Source organism: Bacillus methanolicus PB1 (genome assembly GCF_000262755.1).
In the GTDB taxonomy this organism is placed as follows: Bacteria; Bacillota; Bacilli; order Bacillales; family Cytobacillaceae; genus Bacillus_Z; species Bacillus_Z methanolicus.
Map to the genome: position 1 here is coordinate 688717 of NZ_AFEU01000001.1, position 18525 is coordinate 707241.

Annotated in this window: 18 protein-coding genes; 5 read left to right on the forward strand and 13 right to left on the reverse strand. The window is 37.7% G+C overall.

Annotated features, from left to right (window positions below; all coding sequences use genetic code 11):
* Positions 1–36 precede the first annotated feature (36 nt).
* On the forward strand, positions 37–570 hold the full coding sequence (locus PB1_RS03200) for a tryptophan transporter (protein WP_003350729.1): 534 nt from the start codon (positions 37–39) through the stop codon (positions 568–570).
* A gap of 119 nt (positions 571–689) precedes the next feature.
* On the opposite strand, the gene yhzF is transcribed toward PB1_RS03200, so the two are convergent.
* Entirely contained in the window at positions 690–881 is a 192-nt protein-coding gene (gene yhzF, locus PB1_RS03205; protein WP_003350730.1) for a membrane protein YhzF, read from the reverse strand.
* 363 nt (positions 882–1244) lie between these two features.
* Here yhzF and PB1_RS03210 point away from each other — a divergent pair, with 363 nt between their 5' ends.
* Both PB1_RS03210 and PB1_RS17995 read left to right on the forward strand, forming a co-directional pair.
* Positions 1245–1820, forward strand: a complete 576-nt coding sequence (locus PB1_RS03210) for an HTH-type transcriptional regulator Hpr (protein ID WP_003350731.1) — start codon at positions 1245–1247, stop codon at positions 1818–1820.
* 270 nt (positions 1821–2090) lie between these two features.
* The gene (locus PB1_RS17995) at positions 2091–2270 is read left to right on the forward strand and encodes a hypothetical protein (RefSeq protein WP_003350732.1); all 180 of its coding nucleotides are present in this window, start codon (positions 2091–2093) and stop codon (positions 2268–2270) included.
* Between the two features lie 59 nt (positions 2271–2329).
* On the opposite strand, the gene PB1_RS03220 is transcribed toward PB1_RS17995, so the two are convergent.
* Together PB1_RS03220 and PB1_RS03225 are read right to left on the reverse strand one after the other, a co-directional pair.
* Positions 2330–2422, reverse strand: coding sequence for a YjcZ family sporulation protein (locus PB1_RS03220; protein WP_003350733.1), 93 nt, complete (start codon positions 2420–2422; stop codon positions 2330–2332).
* A gap of 64 nt (positions 2423–2486) precedes the next feature.
* Entirely contained in the window at positions 2487–2570 is an 84-nt protein-coding gene (locus PB1_RS03225; protein ID WP_034644746.1) for a YjcZ family sporulation protein, read from the reverse strand.
* Positions 2571–2767: 197 nt separating this feature from the next.
* Between PB1_RS03225 and PB1_RS03230 the strand changes: the two genes are divergently transcribed.
* Complete coding sequence (locus PB1_RS03230; RefSeq protein ID WP_003350734.1) at positions 2768–3628, forward strand: peptidylprolyl isomerase; 861 nt, start codon at positions 2768–2770, stop codon at positions 3626–3628.
* Between the two features lie 137 nt (positions 3629–3765).
* Here the strand turns inward: PB1_RS03230 and PB1_RS03235 are convergent, their stop codons facing one another.
* The 7 genes from PB1_RS03235 to PB1_RS03265 all read right to left on the reverse strand — a co-directional run bounded on the left by PB1_RS03235 (position 3766) and on the right by PB1_RS03265 (position 14473).
* Entirely contained in the window at positions 3766–5727 is a 1962-nt protein-coding gene (locus PB1_RS03235) for a PhoX family protein (protein ID WP_003350736.1), read from the reverse strand.
* Between the two features lie 460 nt (positions 5728–6187).
* Positions 6188–6388 carry a sporulation YhaL family protein gene (locus PB1_RS03240; RefSeq protein WP_003350737.1) on the reverse strand — a complete coding sequence of 67 codons (201 nt, stop codon included), beginning with the start codon at positions 6386–6388 and terminating at the stop codon, positions 6188–6190.
* Positions 6389–6515: 127 nt separating this feature from the next.
* Positions 6516–7460, reverse strand: a complete 945-nt coding sequence (yhaM, locus tag PB1_RS03245; protein ID WP_003350739.1) for a 3'-5' exoribonuclease YhaM — start codon at positions 7458–7460, stop codon at positions 6516–6518.
* Positions 7461–7508: 48 nt separating this feature from the next.
* The gene (locus tag PB1_RS03250; RefSeq protein ID WP_003350740.1) at positions 7509–10496 is read right to left on the reverse strand and encodes an ATP-binding protein; all 2988 of its coding nucleotides are present in this window, start codon (positions 10494–10496) and stop codon (positions 7509–7511) included.
* A gap of 16 nt (positions 10497–10512) precedes the next feature.
* A complete protein-coding gene (locus PB1_RS03255) occupies positions 10513–11727 on the reverse strand; it encodes a metallophosphoesterase family protein (protein WP_003350741.1) in 1215 nt (404 codons plus the stop codon).
* Positions 11728–12327: 600 nt separating this feature from the next.
* On the reverse strand, positions 12328–13581 hold the full coding sequence (locus tag PB1_RS03260) for an ABC transporter permease (RefSeq protein WP_003350742.1): 1254 nt from the start codon (positions 13579–13581) through the stop codon (positions 12328–12330).
* Complete coding sequence (locus tag PB1_RS03265; RefSeq protein WP_003350743.1) at positions 13574–14473, reverse strand: ABC transporter ATP-binding protein; 900 nt, start codon at positions 14471–14473, stop codon at positions 13574–13576. The genes PB1_RS03260 and PB1_RS03265 overlap by 8 nt, the downstream gene beginning before the upstream one ends.
* A gap of 139 nt (positions 14474–14612) precedes the next feature.
* Between PB1_RS03265 and PB1_RS03270 the strand changes: the two genes are divergently transcribed.
* Positions 14613–14798, forward strand: coding sequence for a YhzD family protein (locus PB1_RS03270; protein ID WP_003350745.1), 186 nt, complete (start codon positions 14613–14615; stop codon positions 14796–14798).
* Positions 14799–14915: 117 nt separating this feature from the next.
* Here the strand turns inward: PB1_RS03270 and PB1_RS03275 are convergent, their stop codons facing one another.
* From PB1_RS03275 to PB1_RS03285, 3 genes are all read right to left on the reverse strand, one after another.
* Entirely contained in the window at positions 14916–15707 is a 792-nt protein-coding gene (locus PB1_RS03275) for an enoyl-CoA hydratase (RefSeq protein ID WP_003350746.1), read from the reverse strand.
* A 211-nt stretch (positions 15708–15918) separates the two neighbouring features.
* Positions 15919–17433 (reverse strand): coproporphyrinogen III oxidase, encoded by a 1515-nt coding sequence (locus PB1_RS03280; protein ID WP_034644848.1) that lies wholly within the window; start codon positions 17431–17433, stop codon positions 15919–15921.
* A 188-nt stretch (positions 17434–17621) separates the two neighbouring features.
* Positions 17622–18491 (reverse strand): Cof-type HAD-IIB family hydrolase, encoded by an 870-nt coding sequence (locus tag PB1_RS03285; protein ID WP_003350750.1) that lies wholly within the window; start codon positions 18489–18491, stop codon positions 17622–17624.
* Positions 18492–18525: the final 34 nt, after the last annotated feature.

The window sequence follows — 18525 nt, forward strand, 5'->3', positions numbered from 1 at the left end:
AAGATTTTTATTAGATGAGCAGAGGAGAGTTGAGAAATGAATACAAGAAATCTTGTAGCCTTGTCCTTATTAGTAGGAATGGGTGCTGTTTTGCACGCGGTTATGCCCGGATTTTTCCTGGGGATGAAACCGTATATGATGTTAATGATGATGTTTTTAGGTATCATCCTATTTCCTGAAAAAAAGTATGTCCTCTTATTAGGTGCAGTTACGGGATTAATTTCAGGTTTAACAACTACATTCCCTAATGGCTTGTTGCCAAACATCATTGATAAGCTGGTAACCTCGTTTATTTTCTATGGGTTATTCCTTTCACTCAAAAAATTCAGATCGTCTATTATTAGTGTTGCAGTCTTAACTGCTATTGGCACGATCATTTCAGGAATCGTCTTTTTGGGATCAGCATATTTGATTGTAGGCCTACCTGGACCATTTGCCGCATTATTTGGAACGGTTGTATTGCCAGCATCAGCGGTCAATACAATCGCAATGGTTATCCTTTATCCGGTGGCAAATGGAACTATGAAAAGGACAAAAAATACTCATCAAACTAAAACCATTAGTAATTGAAATAATCATAACTCTATAATAATATGTCTTATGACCTTATGCACGGAGAGGTAAGAGTTGATATAAAAAGAACCCTCAAAGGGTTCTTTTTTGTTATAGATTAATACATAAACAGTAATTTATCGAAAAGAAAGAAGCAAAATGCCAAGAATTAAAACAGCAATTCCTCCTGCAGCAAGTGTACCTGCTTTTTTCTTTAATACATGCTTTGGAGGATATACACCTGGCTTTTTTGTTGCAATAAGATAATGGATCGTACCAAATAACAGAACAGCACTAAGAACAAAAAAGCTGAAAATGATCCCACCCATGTTCCCACTCCTTTCACACAGCCGGATAATGAGACAACATTCAATATTAATACTTATGCCAGTCTTTCATACGCTATGTAAATCCTGTTTGTTTAATTTCGTTTCATCGAGACAAAACATAAAGAAGCTGAATGGCCTTGATAAGGATAAGATGAATTTTTTCTATTTCAGCCAAAAAGAAATATATTATAAAAATGGTTCATCTCTGCAATGAATTTAGGTATAAGCTGTAATGATAACAAACAGACATTTATCAGTAAGTAGCAACAATGTTTTCTTAAAATTTCGTAAATTTACATCTTTATTAATTTTTGTTTTATTGGCATAATGATATATAGATAAAAAAAAGTAGGTGAATTGGGGATGACAGAGAAATTATATTCTATGAAAGAAGCATTTATGTTTACCCAAAGAATTGCACAATTAAGCAAAGCACTTTGGAAATCGGTTGAAAAAGATTGGCAGCAGTGGATTAAGCCTTATGATTTAAACATTAATGAACATCATATTTTATGGATTGCTTATCATTTGAACGGAGCATCGATATCCGACGTTGCCAAATTTGGGGTCATGCACGTTTCTACAGCTTTTAACTTTTCGAAAAAGCTTGAGGAAAGAGGACTGCTCAAATTTTCAAAGAAGGAAAACGACAAACGAAACACTTACGTGCAATTAACTGAAAAAGGAGAAAGAATTTTATTAAGTTTAATGGAATCGTACAGGCCTGATAAAAACGCTGCTTTTTTAGGTGCATTGCCGTTAAGGGAACTATATGGAAAGTTTCCGGAAATCATTGAGATAATGGCCATCCTTAGAAATATTTACGGCGATGATTATATGGAAATATTCGAAAAATCCTTTCATAATATCGAAACTGAATTTATTGAAGTTGACGGACACCTAAAGAAAAAAGAATTAAGCAAAGAAGGATACGTTTAATCAATCAGAATTTCCTTCCATCGATGTATATGGGAAAACTGCCTCAAGAAGCAGTATAGATGGCTTTTTCACTTTAAATATACGCTATTATTGTCATAAATTTATTTCAAGAAAGACCCGAAATTCCCTATTGATTTTTTTGGTATTTCATCGTACAGTATCTAAGTGAGTTTTTAACTTTTTCAATTTCAATCTTTTAATCTATGTTTTTCAGTGAATTTTATGTTATTGCATTGTCATCAGTATGTTTCCAGAAAGAGGGAATCTTCGATGATCTCCGTTTTTATTCTTTTTGCTGCTTTTATTGTTTTTTATATTAACAAATTAACAAATACCCTTTGTATACAAAAGGAAATTCCGGAAGACCGTCAGCCAAAAGTATTTAGAACGATAAATATTTTAATTTTAATTTTATTGACGTCTTCCTATTTAGAAATTTTGTTTACGTAAAGTACATAAAAAAGCGGTGACGAATTGATCACCGCTTTCGTACATCGGTTCCATTTTTCCTACAGCCATGATGCCCCGATAATAATTAAAAGAATAAAGAGGACTACAATAAGTGCAAATCCTCCACCGTAATAGCCTGGTCCACCGGACATATTTTTCCTCCTTTCAGCAATGCATCAGACAAAATGCCTTAATGCCTTCTATTTCTTCTCAAGCTTAAAACCATGATGCACCAACAATAATTAATAAGATAAACAACACTACAATTAACGCGAAGCCGCCTCCATATCCTCCACTCATGGTAACACCTCCTTCATGGGTTGCTATCTTATATTATTCAAATCGCCCTTATTGCGAATAGGCATGTATCTTGACCAACCCAATTTTTCGGAATTATAAAAAGCAGGGATTTTCTTTATGTTCTTACTTCATTTGTGTTATAGTAATTGGTGTGAATTGAAAATTTACCCACGAAATTTCTTTTAGGAGTGTTAAAAATGAAAAAATGGATCTTATCCCTATCCTTAGCTGTCGGGGTAATCGGTTTAAGCGCATGTAATGGACAAGGAGGGGATTCCGAAACAGTAGCGGAAACGAAAGCTGGCAATATTACAAAGGACGAGCTTTATGAAGCGATGAAAGAAAAATACGGTAAGGAAACGCTTCAAGAGCTTCTTTACGAAAAAGTCCTTTCCGAAAAATATAAAGTTACAGACAAAGAACTGGATGCAAAGGTTAATGAATTAAAAAGCCAGCTTGGTGACAGTTTTGAAATGGCCCTCGCTCAATACGGCTATGAAAACGAAGAAGACTTAAAAAAAGCATTCAAAGTCGGCCTTCTTCAAGAAAAAGCGGCAGTTGAAGAAGTTAAGGTAACAGAAAATGAATTAAAGAAGTATTACGATGAGTACAAACCGGAAATAAAAGCACGCCATATTTTAGTAGCAGATGAAAAAACAGCAAAAAACGTTAAGAAAAAACTTGACACAGGATCGAAATTTGAAGACCTTGCAAAAAAATATTCTACTGACACTGTTTCAGCTCAAAAAGGAGGAGACCTGGGCTGGTTCGGGGCAGGCGAAATGGTTCCTGAGTTTGAGAAAGCAGCGTATGCTCTTGATGTGAATGAAATTAGTGAGCCGGTAAAAACGGAACATGGATGGCATATTATTCAAGTAACTGATAAAAAAGAAAAAAAATCGTATGATAAAATGAAAGATGAACTGGAGTATAAATTAAAGGTGTCCAAGCTTGATCAAGCTATCGTACAAAAAGCAATGGACCGTGAATTGAAGGATGCCGGTGTTAAAATCAAAGATAAAGAATTAGAAGGTGTACTAAACAAGTCAAAGAACTGAGCATGTGGGGGTGACTATCCCCCACCTCTTTCTATTTTCCTTCCTTTTCGGGCTCAAAACCCTATAGGTTACATCTATGCGGGGAGCACAAACAAAAAGTCTGCCTATTATATACAGAGCAGACTTTTTATTTTCATTTATTTCTTTTTACTTTGTTGTGTTTTTGGCTGTTGCTGTTTCTTTAATTCTTCCTGCAACTTTTTAACATTCGGTATTCCATGAACATAACCGACTGCACCGGCTTGATTAATTCCATAAGTTTTGTCAACGGCTTTTTTCACGTCCTCAATTTTTACAGCTGTCGGAGCAAAATTGCTTAATTCGTCACCTGGATGTTGGAAATTGCTCATAATGTAGCTAAATCCATTTCTGTTATCGACCGCTTGAAGCCCCGTTGCCTCTGCACCAGCAGGTACTGATAAAATACGAGATAATTTTTTTGTTTCTACATTATAAGCCCATACAAAATTGTTAATATGTTGGCTGCTGTCTTCCCCGATAAACAATGAGCGATAATCCTCAGAAAAGCTTAAGTTGTCCGGACCCGCAATTTTATTTACGTTCGCTTTATTTCCATAAGCGTCCGGCTGTGCTAAATCTTCGCCAACAAGAAGCGCCTTCATTGACGAAGCAACATACCCGCTGTTAATCGGCTGGCCAGTTGTATTATTTTGTCCTGGCCTTAAACTTAACTCATAAACCGCTCCAGCTTTTACTTTCGATAATTGAATGTGGTCTGTCGGGTCTTGACTGTTTTTCTCCATTCCTTTTCCGATATCGGCAATTGCTACATATAGCTTTTTATCTTTCGTGTTCACCGTTAAGCCTTCCATTTTATTAAACTCGCTTGTTGCTCCTAACATAGCTGCGTAACGGCGAGTTTCTAAAAATGCAGCAGCTTTTTCCATACCAGGCTTCAGTTTCAAGTATTCTACTTTTCCATATTTGGCATTCTGCCCTGAGTATTGCTTAACAGGGATAAAACCTTCCTTCGGCACATCGGATACTTCAAAAATATCGCTGAATTTAATCCCTTTATCTATAATACGTTTAATTTCCTTATCTGTCGCATGTCCAAGTTTAATCCATTCTAAATTGCCGGCTCCACCGTTATCCGCACTTGTTTGCGTAAATTTCGCCGCATATAATGTTCCTGCTGACAAATCACGCGGTTTATCAGCCACATACATAAACAGCGTTGTATATTCACCGTCGTCCCCAAAGTATGCAGTTTTTTCATCAGGCATTACAATCATCAATTCATTGGAACGGCGTCCGGTGCTATAATGTTTTACAACACGCGTCATACCGTCTGAGCTGACAAACACTTCAGGAGTAAAGCCGTAATAATAAGGATTTGCTTTTTTCTCATCATCAAAATACAGCTTTGCAAAATCTTTTAAATGAGCTGTTGATTCACTGAGCTTTTCTGGTGTATCGAATTCAAATGAACGGGCATCAGGCTCGTATTCTTCAGAACCTAAGTGTGTATTCCACGGCGTTAATGAACCGTTACAAGGCACCCATAAACCGTTTACTCCTGAAAAGTCAATTTTGTCGACAGTTGTAACTTTCAACTCTCCTGTTTTCATGTTTTGATACAATTTCGTTAATGTCATTGATGCCGGTACGCGGCGCCAAGCCGGTTTACCTGCGTTGTCCAGCGAATCATATTCATAATGAGAAACAAGGTACAAAGAACCGTCTTTCATTGGTCGAAGGAGACTGTTTGCATCTGGTGCATCAGATACATAATGAACAGGTTTTCCATCTACCGATTTGTCTGTAATGGGGTCGCCGTAATAATCCGTCGGAGTACCTGCTTGGAAAGTTTCTCCATTCGGCATTTTAAATTTATCCGTTGTTTTAAATAACTCTTTATATGTAAGCGGGAATTTTTTTGTTTTACCATTCGTATACTTTACTACAACTGTAGCTGTTGTAAACGGTTTGCTCATTTCTTCAGCAGTAGCTGGCGCTCTAGAGCCGCTGAATGAAACCGATTCAATCTTTACTTCTTTTGTCGCTGCTTGAATTGGATGCACTGTTGGCGCTAAAATCCCAAGAGCCAAAGCAATGGCGATACTTTTCTTTTTCATCGTCTTCCTCCTTGAGATAAAATAAATTTCCTAACTTTTATTTAACAGAAAAATTGTTAAAGTATTATAATAGATTAGTAAATTAGATGTTAAATTATGTAAAAAACATAACAATCATTATTGAGATTTGTGATTTTTTCCACAAAAAACGAGCATGAGTATTAAACTCCCAAACCTAGCATGGAAATGGGTTTCATTTATATAGTTAACCAACATAATAAGGCGGTGTGAGCGAAGCCAGGCTCTAAATATTTACATAGCTTAACGTGTATCTTGCTAAAGATAAGTTGCCATTTTTATCTTTGTTAGCGTAGCTCCGCCCCTTTTCCACAAAAAAACGACCGTCTATTGGGCCGCTTTTTTCTGGATACGATTATATTCTTAAACGAAAAAATAACTAATTCAAATCAAATTATATGTTTCCTTATCTTAAAAAACGGGTTACTATGGATCCGTTTCTTTAAGATATTTTACCTTCAAAAGACCTTTGTTTTTCTATTTTTTTCTTCCTTTCTTGTTCTAGACGCTCCATATAAATAGATCCCTCAAGTTCGATGCTTTCCAGTTCTTGCTGCCGTTCTTCTCTCCCAACTTTTACGGCCATATAAGCACTGATCATAATTCCCCCTGCAACTAAATAAACCCAAAAAGGGACAAGCATTGTATATTTCCTCCTCTGACACTAATCTTAGTACAAGCTTATGCAGGGAAAAAGTAAATATGCCCTCTAATACAGGACAGTTCCCTTCTTCTTTTGAGGGTCTGGCCTCTATGTGAGGATTCTGCATTCATTTATGAAATGTAGGCTTATAAAATGACCGGTTATCGAGAGCAAAGATCCTTTCGGTAAACTCCCCGGGTTTCACTCTGGCAAGGGCACGGTCAAGCATGTTCATTTTTGCATCAAGATTATCAATATGGTGAAGAATTTCAGCTTCTTTTATGAGCGGCTGCTTTGGGCTGCCCCATTCTGCTTTTCCGTGGTGTGACAGGACTAAATGCTGGAGCATCAATACTTCTTCTCCTGATATCCCCAGTTCATTTGCCGTTTTCCCTATCTCATTCACCATTATTGTAATATGCCCGAGAAGGTTCCCTTCAACCGTATAAGTTGTTGAAACCGGTCCTGATAGTTCGATTACTTTCCCTAAATCATGAAGTATAACCCCGGCATAAAGCAAATCTTTATCAAGGCTTGGGTACAAGTCTGCGATTGCTTTAGCCAAATCCAGCATGCTCGTTACATGATAAGCAAGACCTGAAACAAATTCATGATGATTTTTTGTTGCAGCCGGGTATTCTAAAAAAGACTCTTGATACTTCTTAAGCAAATATCTTGTAATCCGTTGTATATTCGGGTTCTTCATTTCGAATATATATTGTGTTATTTTGCTGATCATTTCATCCTGCGAAACAGGAGCTGTTTCAAGGAAATCGGAAAGATTAACGGGATCTGCCGGAGACGCAGGACGGATCTGTCGGATGCGAAGCTGGTTTCGTCCGCGGTAATTTTGAATATCCCCAAGAACTTTCACGATATTTTGGGGTGCATAATTTTTTTCATCATCATCAGATGCATCCCATAATTTTGCTTCTATTTCCCCGCTTTGATCTTGTAAAATCAGCGTGAGAAAAGGCTTTCCATTGCTCGCAATTCCTTTAGTGGAATTTTTTATGAGCAAAAATAACTCAACTTGTTCTCCTACATCGTACTGCTGAATTCCTTTATTCACAATCCGACGCTCCCTTCAAAGAAAATAAGTATATCACAACAGACCTAATTACCATATGGGCACTTTTTTCTCACGGCCGAGCTGTTTAATTTGTTCATTATCAAAATAATGAAGCAAATGCTTATGGCATGTAAACAGTAAAATTTGCTGCCCGGTAAATCTTTTTAAAAGTGTGATAACCTTTTTAGTCCGATTTTCATCAAAATTGACAAAGCCATCATCAATCATAATTGGAAAATGAAAATTTTTGTAAAGCGTTACAGCGAGTGCCAGCCTTAATGAAACATATACTTGTTCGGCTGTTGCCTGGCTGAGTTCATTCGCCTCAAACAATATGTGTTCTTTATTTTCAATTAGAAATCCGCTGCCAAGTTCCTGAGGATGAATGCGGATATAGTTTCCTTCCGTTAAATAAGACAAAAATTCCTCGGCCTTCGCAATCATTCTTGGCAAATGTTTCTTTTTATAACGTTCAATCGTTTTTGCAAGCAAATCTTTCGCAACGGCAAATCGGGCCCATTCTTTCGCATCCTCTTCAAATTCAGATTTTAATAGAGAATATTTGTGTAAGAGTTCTGAATACGTACCGCCGTTTTCAAGAACAGAAATCTCATATTTTACTTCTGCAAGCTGTTCCCGCAAACTTTGCAATTCTGAATGAATTTGTTCCAGTTTTTTTGAAATTTCTTCAATGAGTTCATCGGGATCAGTATTGGAAAATTCAATTCTCTGTTCAGAAGGAACAGACATAAACCGCATCTGCCTTTCAATTTCTTCCAACCGTTCAAGAATGCTGTCCCGCATTTCTGCTCTTTTGCCGATTTCCCGAAATTGCTCTGCTGTTTTTGCATTTGCCAAAGAAAGCAGCTTACCTGCTTCTTTTTGGAAATGCTTTCGCTCGACAGATAGTTTGTACAGTTCATCTTTCAACTCTTCGATTTTGGCCTGTTTCTCATTATATTGGATTTGTTTGCCAAGTTCGAGTTTTAATAAGTTTTTTAGCCTAAAGGCACTTTCCTGGATGCTTAACTGGTTTTTCTCCAAAAAAGTATCAGCAAAATGAAAGATTTTCTTTTCTATTTCTTTGAGTCCATTTTCTACGCTGGTAAGCCGTTCTTTCAAGTACAATTTCTCTCTGAAGTTTACTTTTAGTTGCTCAATCAGCTGAAATGCCTCGTAAATATTCTGTGAATCTATGTATCCCGGCAACTGCAGTTCTTTCCTTAATTCACTTGTCTGTCTCTCAAGTTCCCTTGCTTCCTGTTCCCATGATTCAAAAGCAGCAATAATCTTTTCAAATTGTTCGTTTTGCTGCTGCCACTTAATTTGCAATATCCGATGCTGCTCTTGAAGTTGTTCATCTTTGTCCAATTTGTCCTTTATTAAAGAAAGATCATTTTCTTCCCACAATTTTATGGATGATAGCACATCTTTTTCCTTATCCTTTAATGCCTGAATTTCAGTGAGAATTTCCGTAACTGTGTTGGATTTCCATACTTTAACTATCATTAAAATCTGAAATAGCAGACACGTTCCGGCTGCGGCTGCAACAATCCATTGCTTGCTATAAATTCCCCATCCTATCGCCACCAATAACAAAACGGAAAAGAAAAGCTGCTGCATCAATGCTTGTTCCTTCTGCTTTTTTTCTTTTTGCAAAGACCTATTGTAAAAGGCAATTCTCTCTTTTATGTCCTGAAGTTCCTTTTCATAAAAACGTTTGTCACCTGCGATGCCGAGTTTTTCCTTCAATGCTAATCTATCATTCTCGGGTAAAAGCTCGCTTTGCACCTTTTTCATTGTTTCTTCGATTTTTTTCAGCGCATCTTTCTCTTCGGAAAATCGCAAGTCCAATTCATGCTGTTTTTCTTTCAACCTTTGATTTTTTACATGCAAGTCTGCAGCTTTTTCTTTCATAAATACACTCGTATTTATATTTTTAAGCCATTCTTCATCAACAGGGGCATGCAGCTCTTCCTTTAAAATGGAAATTTCCTCATTCGCTTTCTCAAGCCTGATCTTAATCTGATTTTCTTCCGCTTTTAGTTGTTCATAAAGAGGGATATTTTCAACTGCTGCAAGAATTTCTGTTTCACATTCAATGAGTCGCTCTTGTGGAATGAAATCGGCAATTTCTTTTTCAAGTAATTGTATTCTTTCCTCTAAACTTTTTATTCTGCTGTCGAGAGGCTGTATATTTTGCTCAAGCCAATCCAGTCTTTTCAATCCGTTGATTGGAAATGCTATATTGTGATACTGCTTAAGCTCTTCCCTCAAAAGTGCCTGTTCCTTTATAAGGGGGAGCATCCTCTTCCATTCGTCAAGAAAGCCCAGCTTCTTTTTTAAGAGTTCCGCTTCGTTCTCCAATAAAGCAATCTTTTTTTCATAATTGCTTTTTTGCTGAAGAAGATTCCAATATTGATCATTTTGCTGTTCTGCTCTTTTCAATTCCCCATGCAATTGCCGCAATTCTTTCAGTTTTTCATTTATAAAAGGCTTTTTGCCGCTCGGTTTAAAACGGGAATCCAGCTCTTTTTGAAGATCATTTTCTACAGTCAGCAAACGGTCTGAACCTAGCGTTCCTGCTGAGAATAAAAACTTTCCGAGATCCTCGCTTTTTAGCTGATGGACATTTTGCAAACCATGGAGATTAAAAGAAAAAATGGACTGAAATAAGCTTTTATCAATATGTAAAAGCATCTTTTTCAACAGCTCTTCTCCGCCCCGAGTCCCGTCATCAAGCAAAACACTGACATCACCTGTTGCTTTTCCTTTTACTCGTTCAATAATTGCTTTCTTCCCATCGTTTAAAATGACGGTTAGCTGTCCGCCATATTTTGCTGATCGTTTTGGTTCGTACCTGCGTTCTGATTGCTGTTTTGTCGGAAAACCAAATAAGATGCTGTGAATGAACGACATGATCGTTGATTTCCCTGCTTCGTTTTCACCGTAAAATACTTGGAATTCGCCCAAATTTGAGATTTTCACATTTTCAAATTTTCCATAGCCGTAAATATGTATTTCATCAATCTTCATAAAACCGCCTCTTTTCTCATTCAGGACGTATTAAGCTTCTAATTAGCAAATCCTCGGCTTCTCTTATCAGCTTTATTCTCTCTTGTACGTCCAAGGCATTTAAAAATTTTCCTGCAGCCGGGTGTTGATATAACGGAGAAAGACATTCTTCGATATCGCTGTACTCGTCAATTGCCTCAAAAAGTTCTCCATAAAAGTCCGCCTCTGAAGACAATTGGCTCCGCTCCCAATTGACCTTTTCCTCCACTTCTATCTTTACCGGCCATACAAATGAGGCTTCATCTTTTTCTTCTTCCTGGAACAGTTCCAGCCACTCAGACAATTGCATTTGCATCCCATTAATGTTGACGTTTGTTAAGGATAGATATAAAAGGGTTCCAGTCCCTTCCCGGCGGTAATCATCCATTGTTTTCCTGCAAAATTCATAAAGTTCATGAACAGAATCAATATGTTGCGCATCCGCTTTTACGTCTTCCCAAATCACGTCAGAGGTTTCAACAAATCGCAAACTCGTATTATGTTCAGTAAGCGAAACGAAATAACACCCTTTTACACCTGTTTCTTTTTTATTCCGTCCCTGAACATTGCCGGGGTACAAAACAGGTGGAAACTCGGACAAAACTGACCGCTTATGTATGTGGCCGAGGGCCCAATAATCATACTGCTTTTCAAGCAGTTCTTTTAAATGAAAAGGAGCATACCTTCCGTGTCCGCTGCTTCCTTCCTGATATCCGTGGAGAATTCCAATGTGAAAATCGGCGCCTTCTTCTTTTTTATAGTGAGTGATCATTCGTTCATACACGTGGCGGCCGGGATAGCTGAAACCGTAGAGGCGGACGGTCGTTCCATCGCTTTTTTGAAAATCTTTCGATTCAACATGGTCTTTAAAAATATGAACATTATCAGGCAAATGAAAATGAGGCCACGTTCCTCCTAAATGGTCGTGATTCCCATGAACGATATAGACAGGAATATTTCGTTCGGCCAGTCGCTCCATTTCTTTGCGAAAACGGGCTTGGGCGCGAAGGCTGCGATAATCCTCATCGTATAAGTCGCCTGCAAAGACGACAAAATCAACATTGAACGTTAAGGCAGCATCAATGACCTTTCTGAAAGCGTGAAACGTGCTTTCCTGCAACCTTTGAAAAATTTGCTTCGGCAAATGCTTTAAACCTGTCATCGGACTGTCTAAATGAAGGTCGGCAGCATGAATAAATGTTACTTCTTTCATTACAACTTCCTTTCGTCCACTTTTCTATCATTGTAGCATTTATAAAAAGCGAATGCACGTTCTGTCCTGGTTTTTTTAAACGTATTAGAACGAAAGCTCATAAATGTGATCAACGGCTCATAAATCAAAATTAAGGCTCATATATCAGAATGACGGCTCATATTTCAAAATAAAAGCTCATAATTGAAAATAAAGGCTTATTTATCAAAATTAAGGCTCATATCCTTCCATGGAACATGATTCAGAGAGAGAACACCCTCATCTTCTTACTAAAAAATAGCTATTTTATGAAAAAAACTGTAAAAAATTAATAATATTATAGAATTTTCTCTGTAAACGCCTCGTTTTAGACATGACAAACACCAAACAATTATAAATGATTCGGTTTTATGATCGAAACGCAAAAAATACTTTGTTAAATGATTAAATTTTAACTTATCTTCTATAAAAAGACCGCTTGTGTAAGATACACCAAACAGTCATGCAATAGATAGTTCCACGAAAAAGGGATAAGCATAACAGGACAGAAAATAACCCACCACTTATACCTGAAGGCTCAAGGGTGGGTAATTTTCTTTTATAAAAACATCGAATACTGCGTTAGTCATTTTTCGATAATTGCAATGCTTTCTTAATATCTTTATATGAATTTGATTTTCCGTACATCAAAACTCCGCCCTTATAGACCCGTGCGCCGAAAATAGCCAGCAAAATAATCGTGATGAACAGTATGGCAATTCCAAGCATTGGCTCCCACACAGGGAGATTCAGCATTCCAACTCTCATAAACATAAGCATCGGGGTGAAAAATGGGATATAGGATGTTGCCGTAATAAATGGCGTTTCCGGCTGGCTTAAGCCGAACATGGCAATCATAAAGCCGGCAACGACAATCATCGTCATCGGGGTGATGAATTGCTGGATATCTTCTATCCGGCTGACGAGAGAGCCGAGAAATGCCGCAAGCGTTGCATACAGAAAGTATCCTAAAATAAAAAATATGACTGCATAGAAAATAGTTGCAGGCTGGATGTCTCCAAATCCGAAAAATTCGAAGAAGCCCCCTTCCATCGATTTCAGATTTTGTTTTATCGAAAAATATCCGACAACAAGAAGCACAGAAAGCTGGGTTAAACTGACCAATGCAACACCGAGAATCTTCGCAAACATTTGCTTAATCGGCGAAACGCTTGAAATAAGAATTTCCATCACTCTTGAAGATTTTTCAGTAGCTACTTCCATTGCGATCATATTGGCGTACATTATGACGGCAATATAAATAACAAAAAGAAGTACATAAACGAGCCCTCTCGCCTGAGTCAATTCTTCTTCTGTTTTTGCGTTTTCTTCAAGCGCTGTTTTTTTAAACGATGGAGGCTCGTAAAGTTTGTTAAGCTGTTCCGGCGATAAATTCATTTGCGATGCCGCCATCATTGTCTTTAATTGCTTTAGCCCATTTTCGAGATCTCCCGAAAGAGAAGTATCAGCAATGCTTTTTGCATGATAAATTGCTGAAGGGAGTTTGTTTTCATCGAAAGAAAGAATGAGAAGGCCTTTGTACTTGCCATTTTTAACGTCCTCTATTACCTTGTCTTTCGTTGTATTAATTTTTGACAGCTTAATATCTTCATTGATTGCTTTCATTTGTTGTTGATAATCTTCAAAAAGTTGGCCTGTTTCATCTATTACAGCTACCTTTTCCTTTCCGCCGTCGTTGTCGAAAAAGTTGATAATATTGTTCATATTTGTCAGGCCGAGAACAATTAATAGTGTAAGAATGGTCGTAACAAGAAACGACTTAGTTTTCAATTTGGTAAAAAAAGTGTGAAACATAATAATCCAAAAGTTATTCATAGGAAGCACCAACTTTCTCGATAAAAATATCATTTAAAGAAGGTTCCTCTAATTCAAATTTGCGGATAAACCCATTCCCGACGATATCCTTTAAAATCTGTTCCGCAACTTCTTCCCCTTCAATTTGAAGATGAATCCCTTCAGGCGTTTCTTTCGCTTTTGTTACTCCTTGATAGTTTTTTAGAAAATCCATCTTAAAATCAGAATGAATCACAAGATTTTTCTTCCGAAATGAACGTTTTATTTCCTTTAATGCGCCATGCACAACAGGACGGCCTTTATGCATAATGCACAAATGCTCGCACATTTCTTCCACATGCTCCATCCGGTGGCTTGAAAAGACGATCGTTGTTCCATTCTCCTTCAAATCCAAAACGGCTTCCTTCAGCTGCTCAACATTAACAGGATCAAGTCCGCTAAAAGGTTCATCCAAAATTAATAGTTTAGGCTTATGTATAACGGCAGCGATAAATTGAATTTTTTGCTGATTTCCTTTCGAAAGCTCCTCTACTTTTTTATCAGCATATTCAGGCACTTTGAAACGCTCGAGCCAAATGTCAAGTTCCTTAAGTGCGTCTTTCTTCTTCATCCCTCTTAATCTTGCAAGATAGACAATTTGTTCCTTTACTTTTAATTTCGGATAAAGTCCCCTTTCTTCTGGCAGATAGCCAATCAAATGGCTCACAGAATAATTGACCGGCTTACCATCCCAAGTAATCCTTCCTTCGCTTGGTTCAAGCAATCCTAAAATCATCCGGAAAGTAGTTGTTTTTCCAGCCCCATTAGCGCCAAGAAACCCAAACATTTCTTTTTCGGGTATCTTTAATGTTAGATCATCCACAGCAGTAAATTGCCCAAAACGTTTTGTGACATGGTGAATCTGTAATACCATCATTTTTCCTCCCTTCATGAAATTATACGAGTTATGAGAAAAAATGTTTCAATTTTCCATTTTTTTTTGCAGAAAAATAGAAATTATGAAAGAATAATAGCAGAATCCAGAAAAGTGAAATTGAAAGGAGTTAAGAAACATGAAGACTTATAAATTAACTGCTTTTGAGTCTGACGGAGAAAAACTGTTAGATCAGCCATTTCAGGCAAACAATGATGACGAAGCAAAGTCGCTTGGAATAAAAATTCTTGAAGAAAAAGGCCTTCTTGAAAAAACCCATCGCTGCACATCGCCAAGTGGAAAATTAATACTGTTTCATCCTTAAAAAAAGTTCAGACCCCTCCAACACAACATATAGACAATATAAATAAAACCATTCTATAATATTGTTATTATTGGAGGAAGTCTGACCCTTATTAGTCAGTCCCAACTTTAAATAATATTATTTCCCGATGAAGTTCGGCTTCCGCTTTTCAATGAATGCTCTGATTCCCTCTTGATGGTCCTCGGTTTGCCTCATTTTATTTTGTCCATGTTTTTCAAGTTCCAAAATTTTAAGCAAATCCGGCCGGCTTCTTTCTGCCATGATTTTCTTTGTTCTGATCATTGCCTGTATAGGTTTATGAAGCCAGTCGTTTAATTTTCGCTGTAAAGCATCGTCTATATTTTCCTGGGGAATTTCTGAAATAAGCCCCACTTGATATGCTTCATCAGCGGTCATCGGTTTCCCATCCCAAATCACTTGTTTTGCCTTTGCCTCGCCTAATCTTTTTTCTAAAAAGAAGTGTGCCCCTCCATCTGGTATTAAACCGATTCCAATAAAATTCATAGCTATTTTACTGGTACGGTCAGCAATAACATAGTCTGTAGCCAAAGCAAGACTTAGGCCGAGACCGGCTGCTGCCCCTGAAATCACACTGATTGTAAGTTTAGAGATGCTGTATAATGTTACAACTAATTCATTTATTTTATCCATTACGGCACAGAAATCGTTTTCATTTATTCCTAAAAGCATTGTCTTTATATCTCCGCCGGAAGAAAAAGCTCTGCCGCTTCCCTTTAAGACAATAATGTCAATTTCGTCATTATAGCCGAGATCTTTCAGTTTTGCAGCTAATTCTTTAATCATTTCACAATTCAGAGCGTTCAGTGATTCCGGTCTGTTCAGTTCCAATGTTGCCACTCGTCCATCTATATGAACAAGAACTGAATTTGCTTCTGAGTCAATAGACAACAAAAATCCCCTCCTTAAATCTTTCATTCATATTATAAAGGTTATAAACTTATTTTAAAATAGTGCTAAGATTTTATTGAAAATTTTGCAAATGCCCTTTTGTTACTTGATCACACTGCACAAAAAAGGGTCAGACCCCTCCAATACAATATATAGAAAAACACTAATAAAGCCATCCTATATATTGACTTTTTCGGAGGGTGTCAGACCCTTATGAGACGGTCCTACCTTCATGCAGAAATAACTCTGCTAATATCATGAGCTTTTCTTCCGTATATTTTTCATAGCTTTCATTATAAGATTTAGGATCCTTCGGATTTGCAAAATGGGTGATTTGTCCGGTAACAGGATGAATAAATTTGCTTGATGCCCCGCAGCCGAGGCCGATAATCGTTTGCTGCTCTTCCATAATCATAATATTGTAGATGCTTTCCCGGCCCGGAAGCGCATAGCCTACATTTTCAAGGTTGCCGAGAATATTTTTTTGCCGGTATAAATAGTATGGAACATAACCATGATTCTTTGTCCATTGTTCAGCCATGTTCATCATTCTTTCAACTTCGGTCCGGTCAGCAACTTTGTATTTTTCTTTATTCTTCGTCATTTCGGAAGCACGCTTGAAAGAGAGTGTATGAACGGTTAGAGATTCTGGCATCAGCTTCTCTGTCTCATTTAATGTGTAGCCGAATTCTTTCACTCCTTCACCGGGCAAACCGATGATTAAATCCATATTAATATTGTTCATGCCCATTGATCTTGCCAGATGATATTTTTCTAATGTTTCTTCAACTGTATGGTGGCGGCCGATCGCCTTTAATGTTTCCAGGATGTATGATTGCGGATTAATACTGATCCGGTCAATATTCCATTTTTTAAATACGTCCAGCTTTTCAGGTGTAATGGTATCAGGCCTGCCTGCCTCAACAGTAATTTCGCGGATATTTTCCACATCAGGAAAAGACGCGTACATTTCTTCATAGAGCAAATCCATTTCTTCAGCAGTAATGCTAGTCGGTGTTCCACCGCCATAGTAAACTGTTGTGATTCGAATTCCATTTTCCTTCAGCCATTCGCCAATTTTCCTCATTTCATAATGAAGTCCGCCGAGAAAAGAGTTTACCGAACCTTGTCTACCGTTAATGGCATAGGCAGGGAATGTACAATATGCACATTTTGTGGGGCAAAAAGGAATTCCAATATAAATACTGACCTCATTTTTCAACTCGTATAAATCCGGTACAACCGCAAGCTGACGTTCAACAATTTGCTGCATTAAAGCAATCTTTTCTTCCGAAATCAAAAAGTCCTCTCTTAATTGCTTGTGGGCAATGTCTTTTTGCACCCCTTCTTGAACTTTCCGGTGCAGCAGTTTTGTCGGCCTTACCCCTGTAAGAATTCCCCATTTTTGGATAATGCCCGTTTTTTCTTGAAGCACTGTTAAGAAAACATGGGAAACGGCATTCTTAATTTGTTTAAAACGGTCTTTTTCATTGAGATTTTCCGAAAGCTCTTTTTCAAATGCAGCAGAATGTTCATGACCTTCCCGATCTAACAGGACAGCTCGGACTTTGACGCTTTCTGCTGTCGCCATTTCGAACTGTATTTTAATATCCCATTCGTCAATTTCATTCATAAATATTTCGGTTTCTTCAAAAAACAAGTTGGCAATTAATTGCAGCGGCCGAAGAACCCGATCATCATTTAATCCTTTTATATAAATTTGCAATGCAATCACCTTTCTAAACAAGCTTCCTTTAGTGTACTGAAAGGGATAACCAAGGTCAATACAGCTGAAAACATTCCACCTTAGGAAAAGCATACTTTTGCAAATAAGCACAGGGCATCCATTCTATATAAAATGAGGCTGTCTCATAAGGGTCTGACCCTTAGGCTTTGAGACAGCCTCATCATAGCTTATTTTTTTATAATATTCATTTTCCGCAAGAACTCAATTGGATGCTGTTTTCTGAAATGTTCCTTAACCATATAGGCAACACCGTGCTCATTGTTGCTCCGCGTTACCCAATCCGCTGCTTTTTTTACTACAGCGGGAGCATTCCACATTGCAACGCCAAGACCTGCAGCCTTAATCATTTCCAAATCATCCATTCCATCGCCGATAACAACCATTTCCTTTCTGGCAATTCCCAAATGCTCTCCTAAATAGATTAAGCCGTTGAGCTTTGAAGCACCTGCAGGCACAATATCTATACGTGAAGAATTTACCCTGAGCGGTTCAACTTCCGTAAATGTTTGACTTAATGCCGCCAATGCATCCTTCAAATCGTTTTCATTTTCAAAATGCACTTCCATTTTAGGAGGTGATACCTTTTGTTCTATTAACGTATCACTTAAGGATTCTACAAATTGCTGTGAATAAAAAACAGGATCTCCCGATGTAAATACCGTTTTTGCCAGCATGTTATGATTCAGTTTTGCTTTATTTGCCAGAGAAAAACTCTCATGAACAAGCCTAATCTGACATGGGAACCCTTCAAGAAAACGGACAATCTCATATGTGATATCTTCGGGAATTCTTTTTACATAAACCGGTTTGTCCGTTAATCCGGAAATATACGAACCGCTGTGTGTTACTAGCAATGATTTTATCTTCAGTGCTTTTGCCACTTTTTTGGCTGAAGGAAAACTTCGGGAAGTAACGAGCGTCACGTAAATTCCTTTTTGCTGTACGTATTGGACCGCTTCTTTCGCAGATTTATGAAGTTTTCCGTTCGATTGAAGAAGCGTACCGTCAATGTTTAAAGCTAAAAGCCGGTAAATCATCCCTTCATGCGCCCCCCTAACTCATTGATGTAAA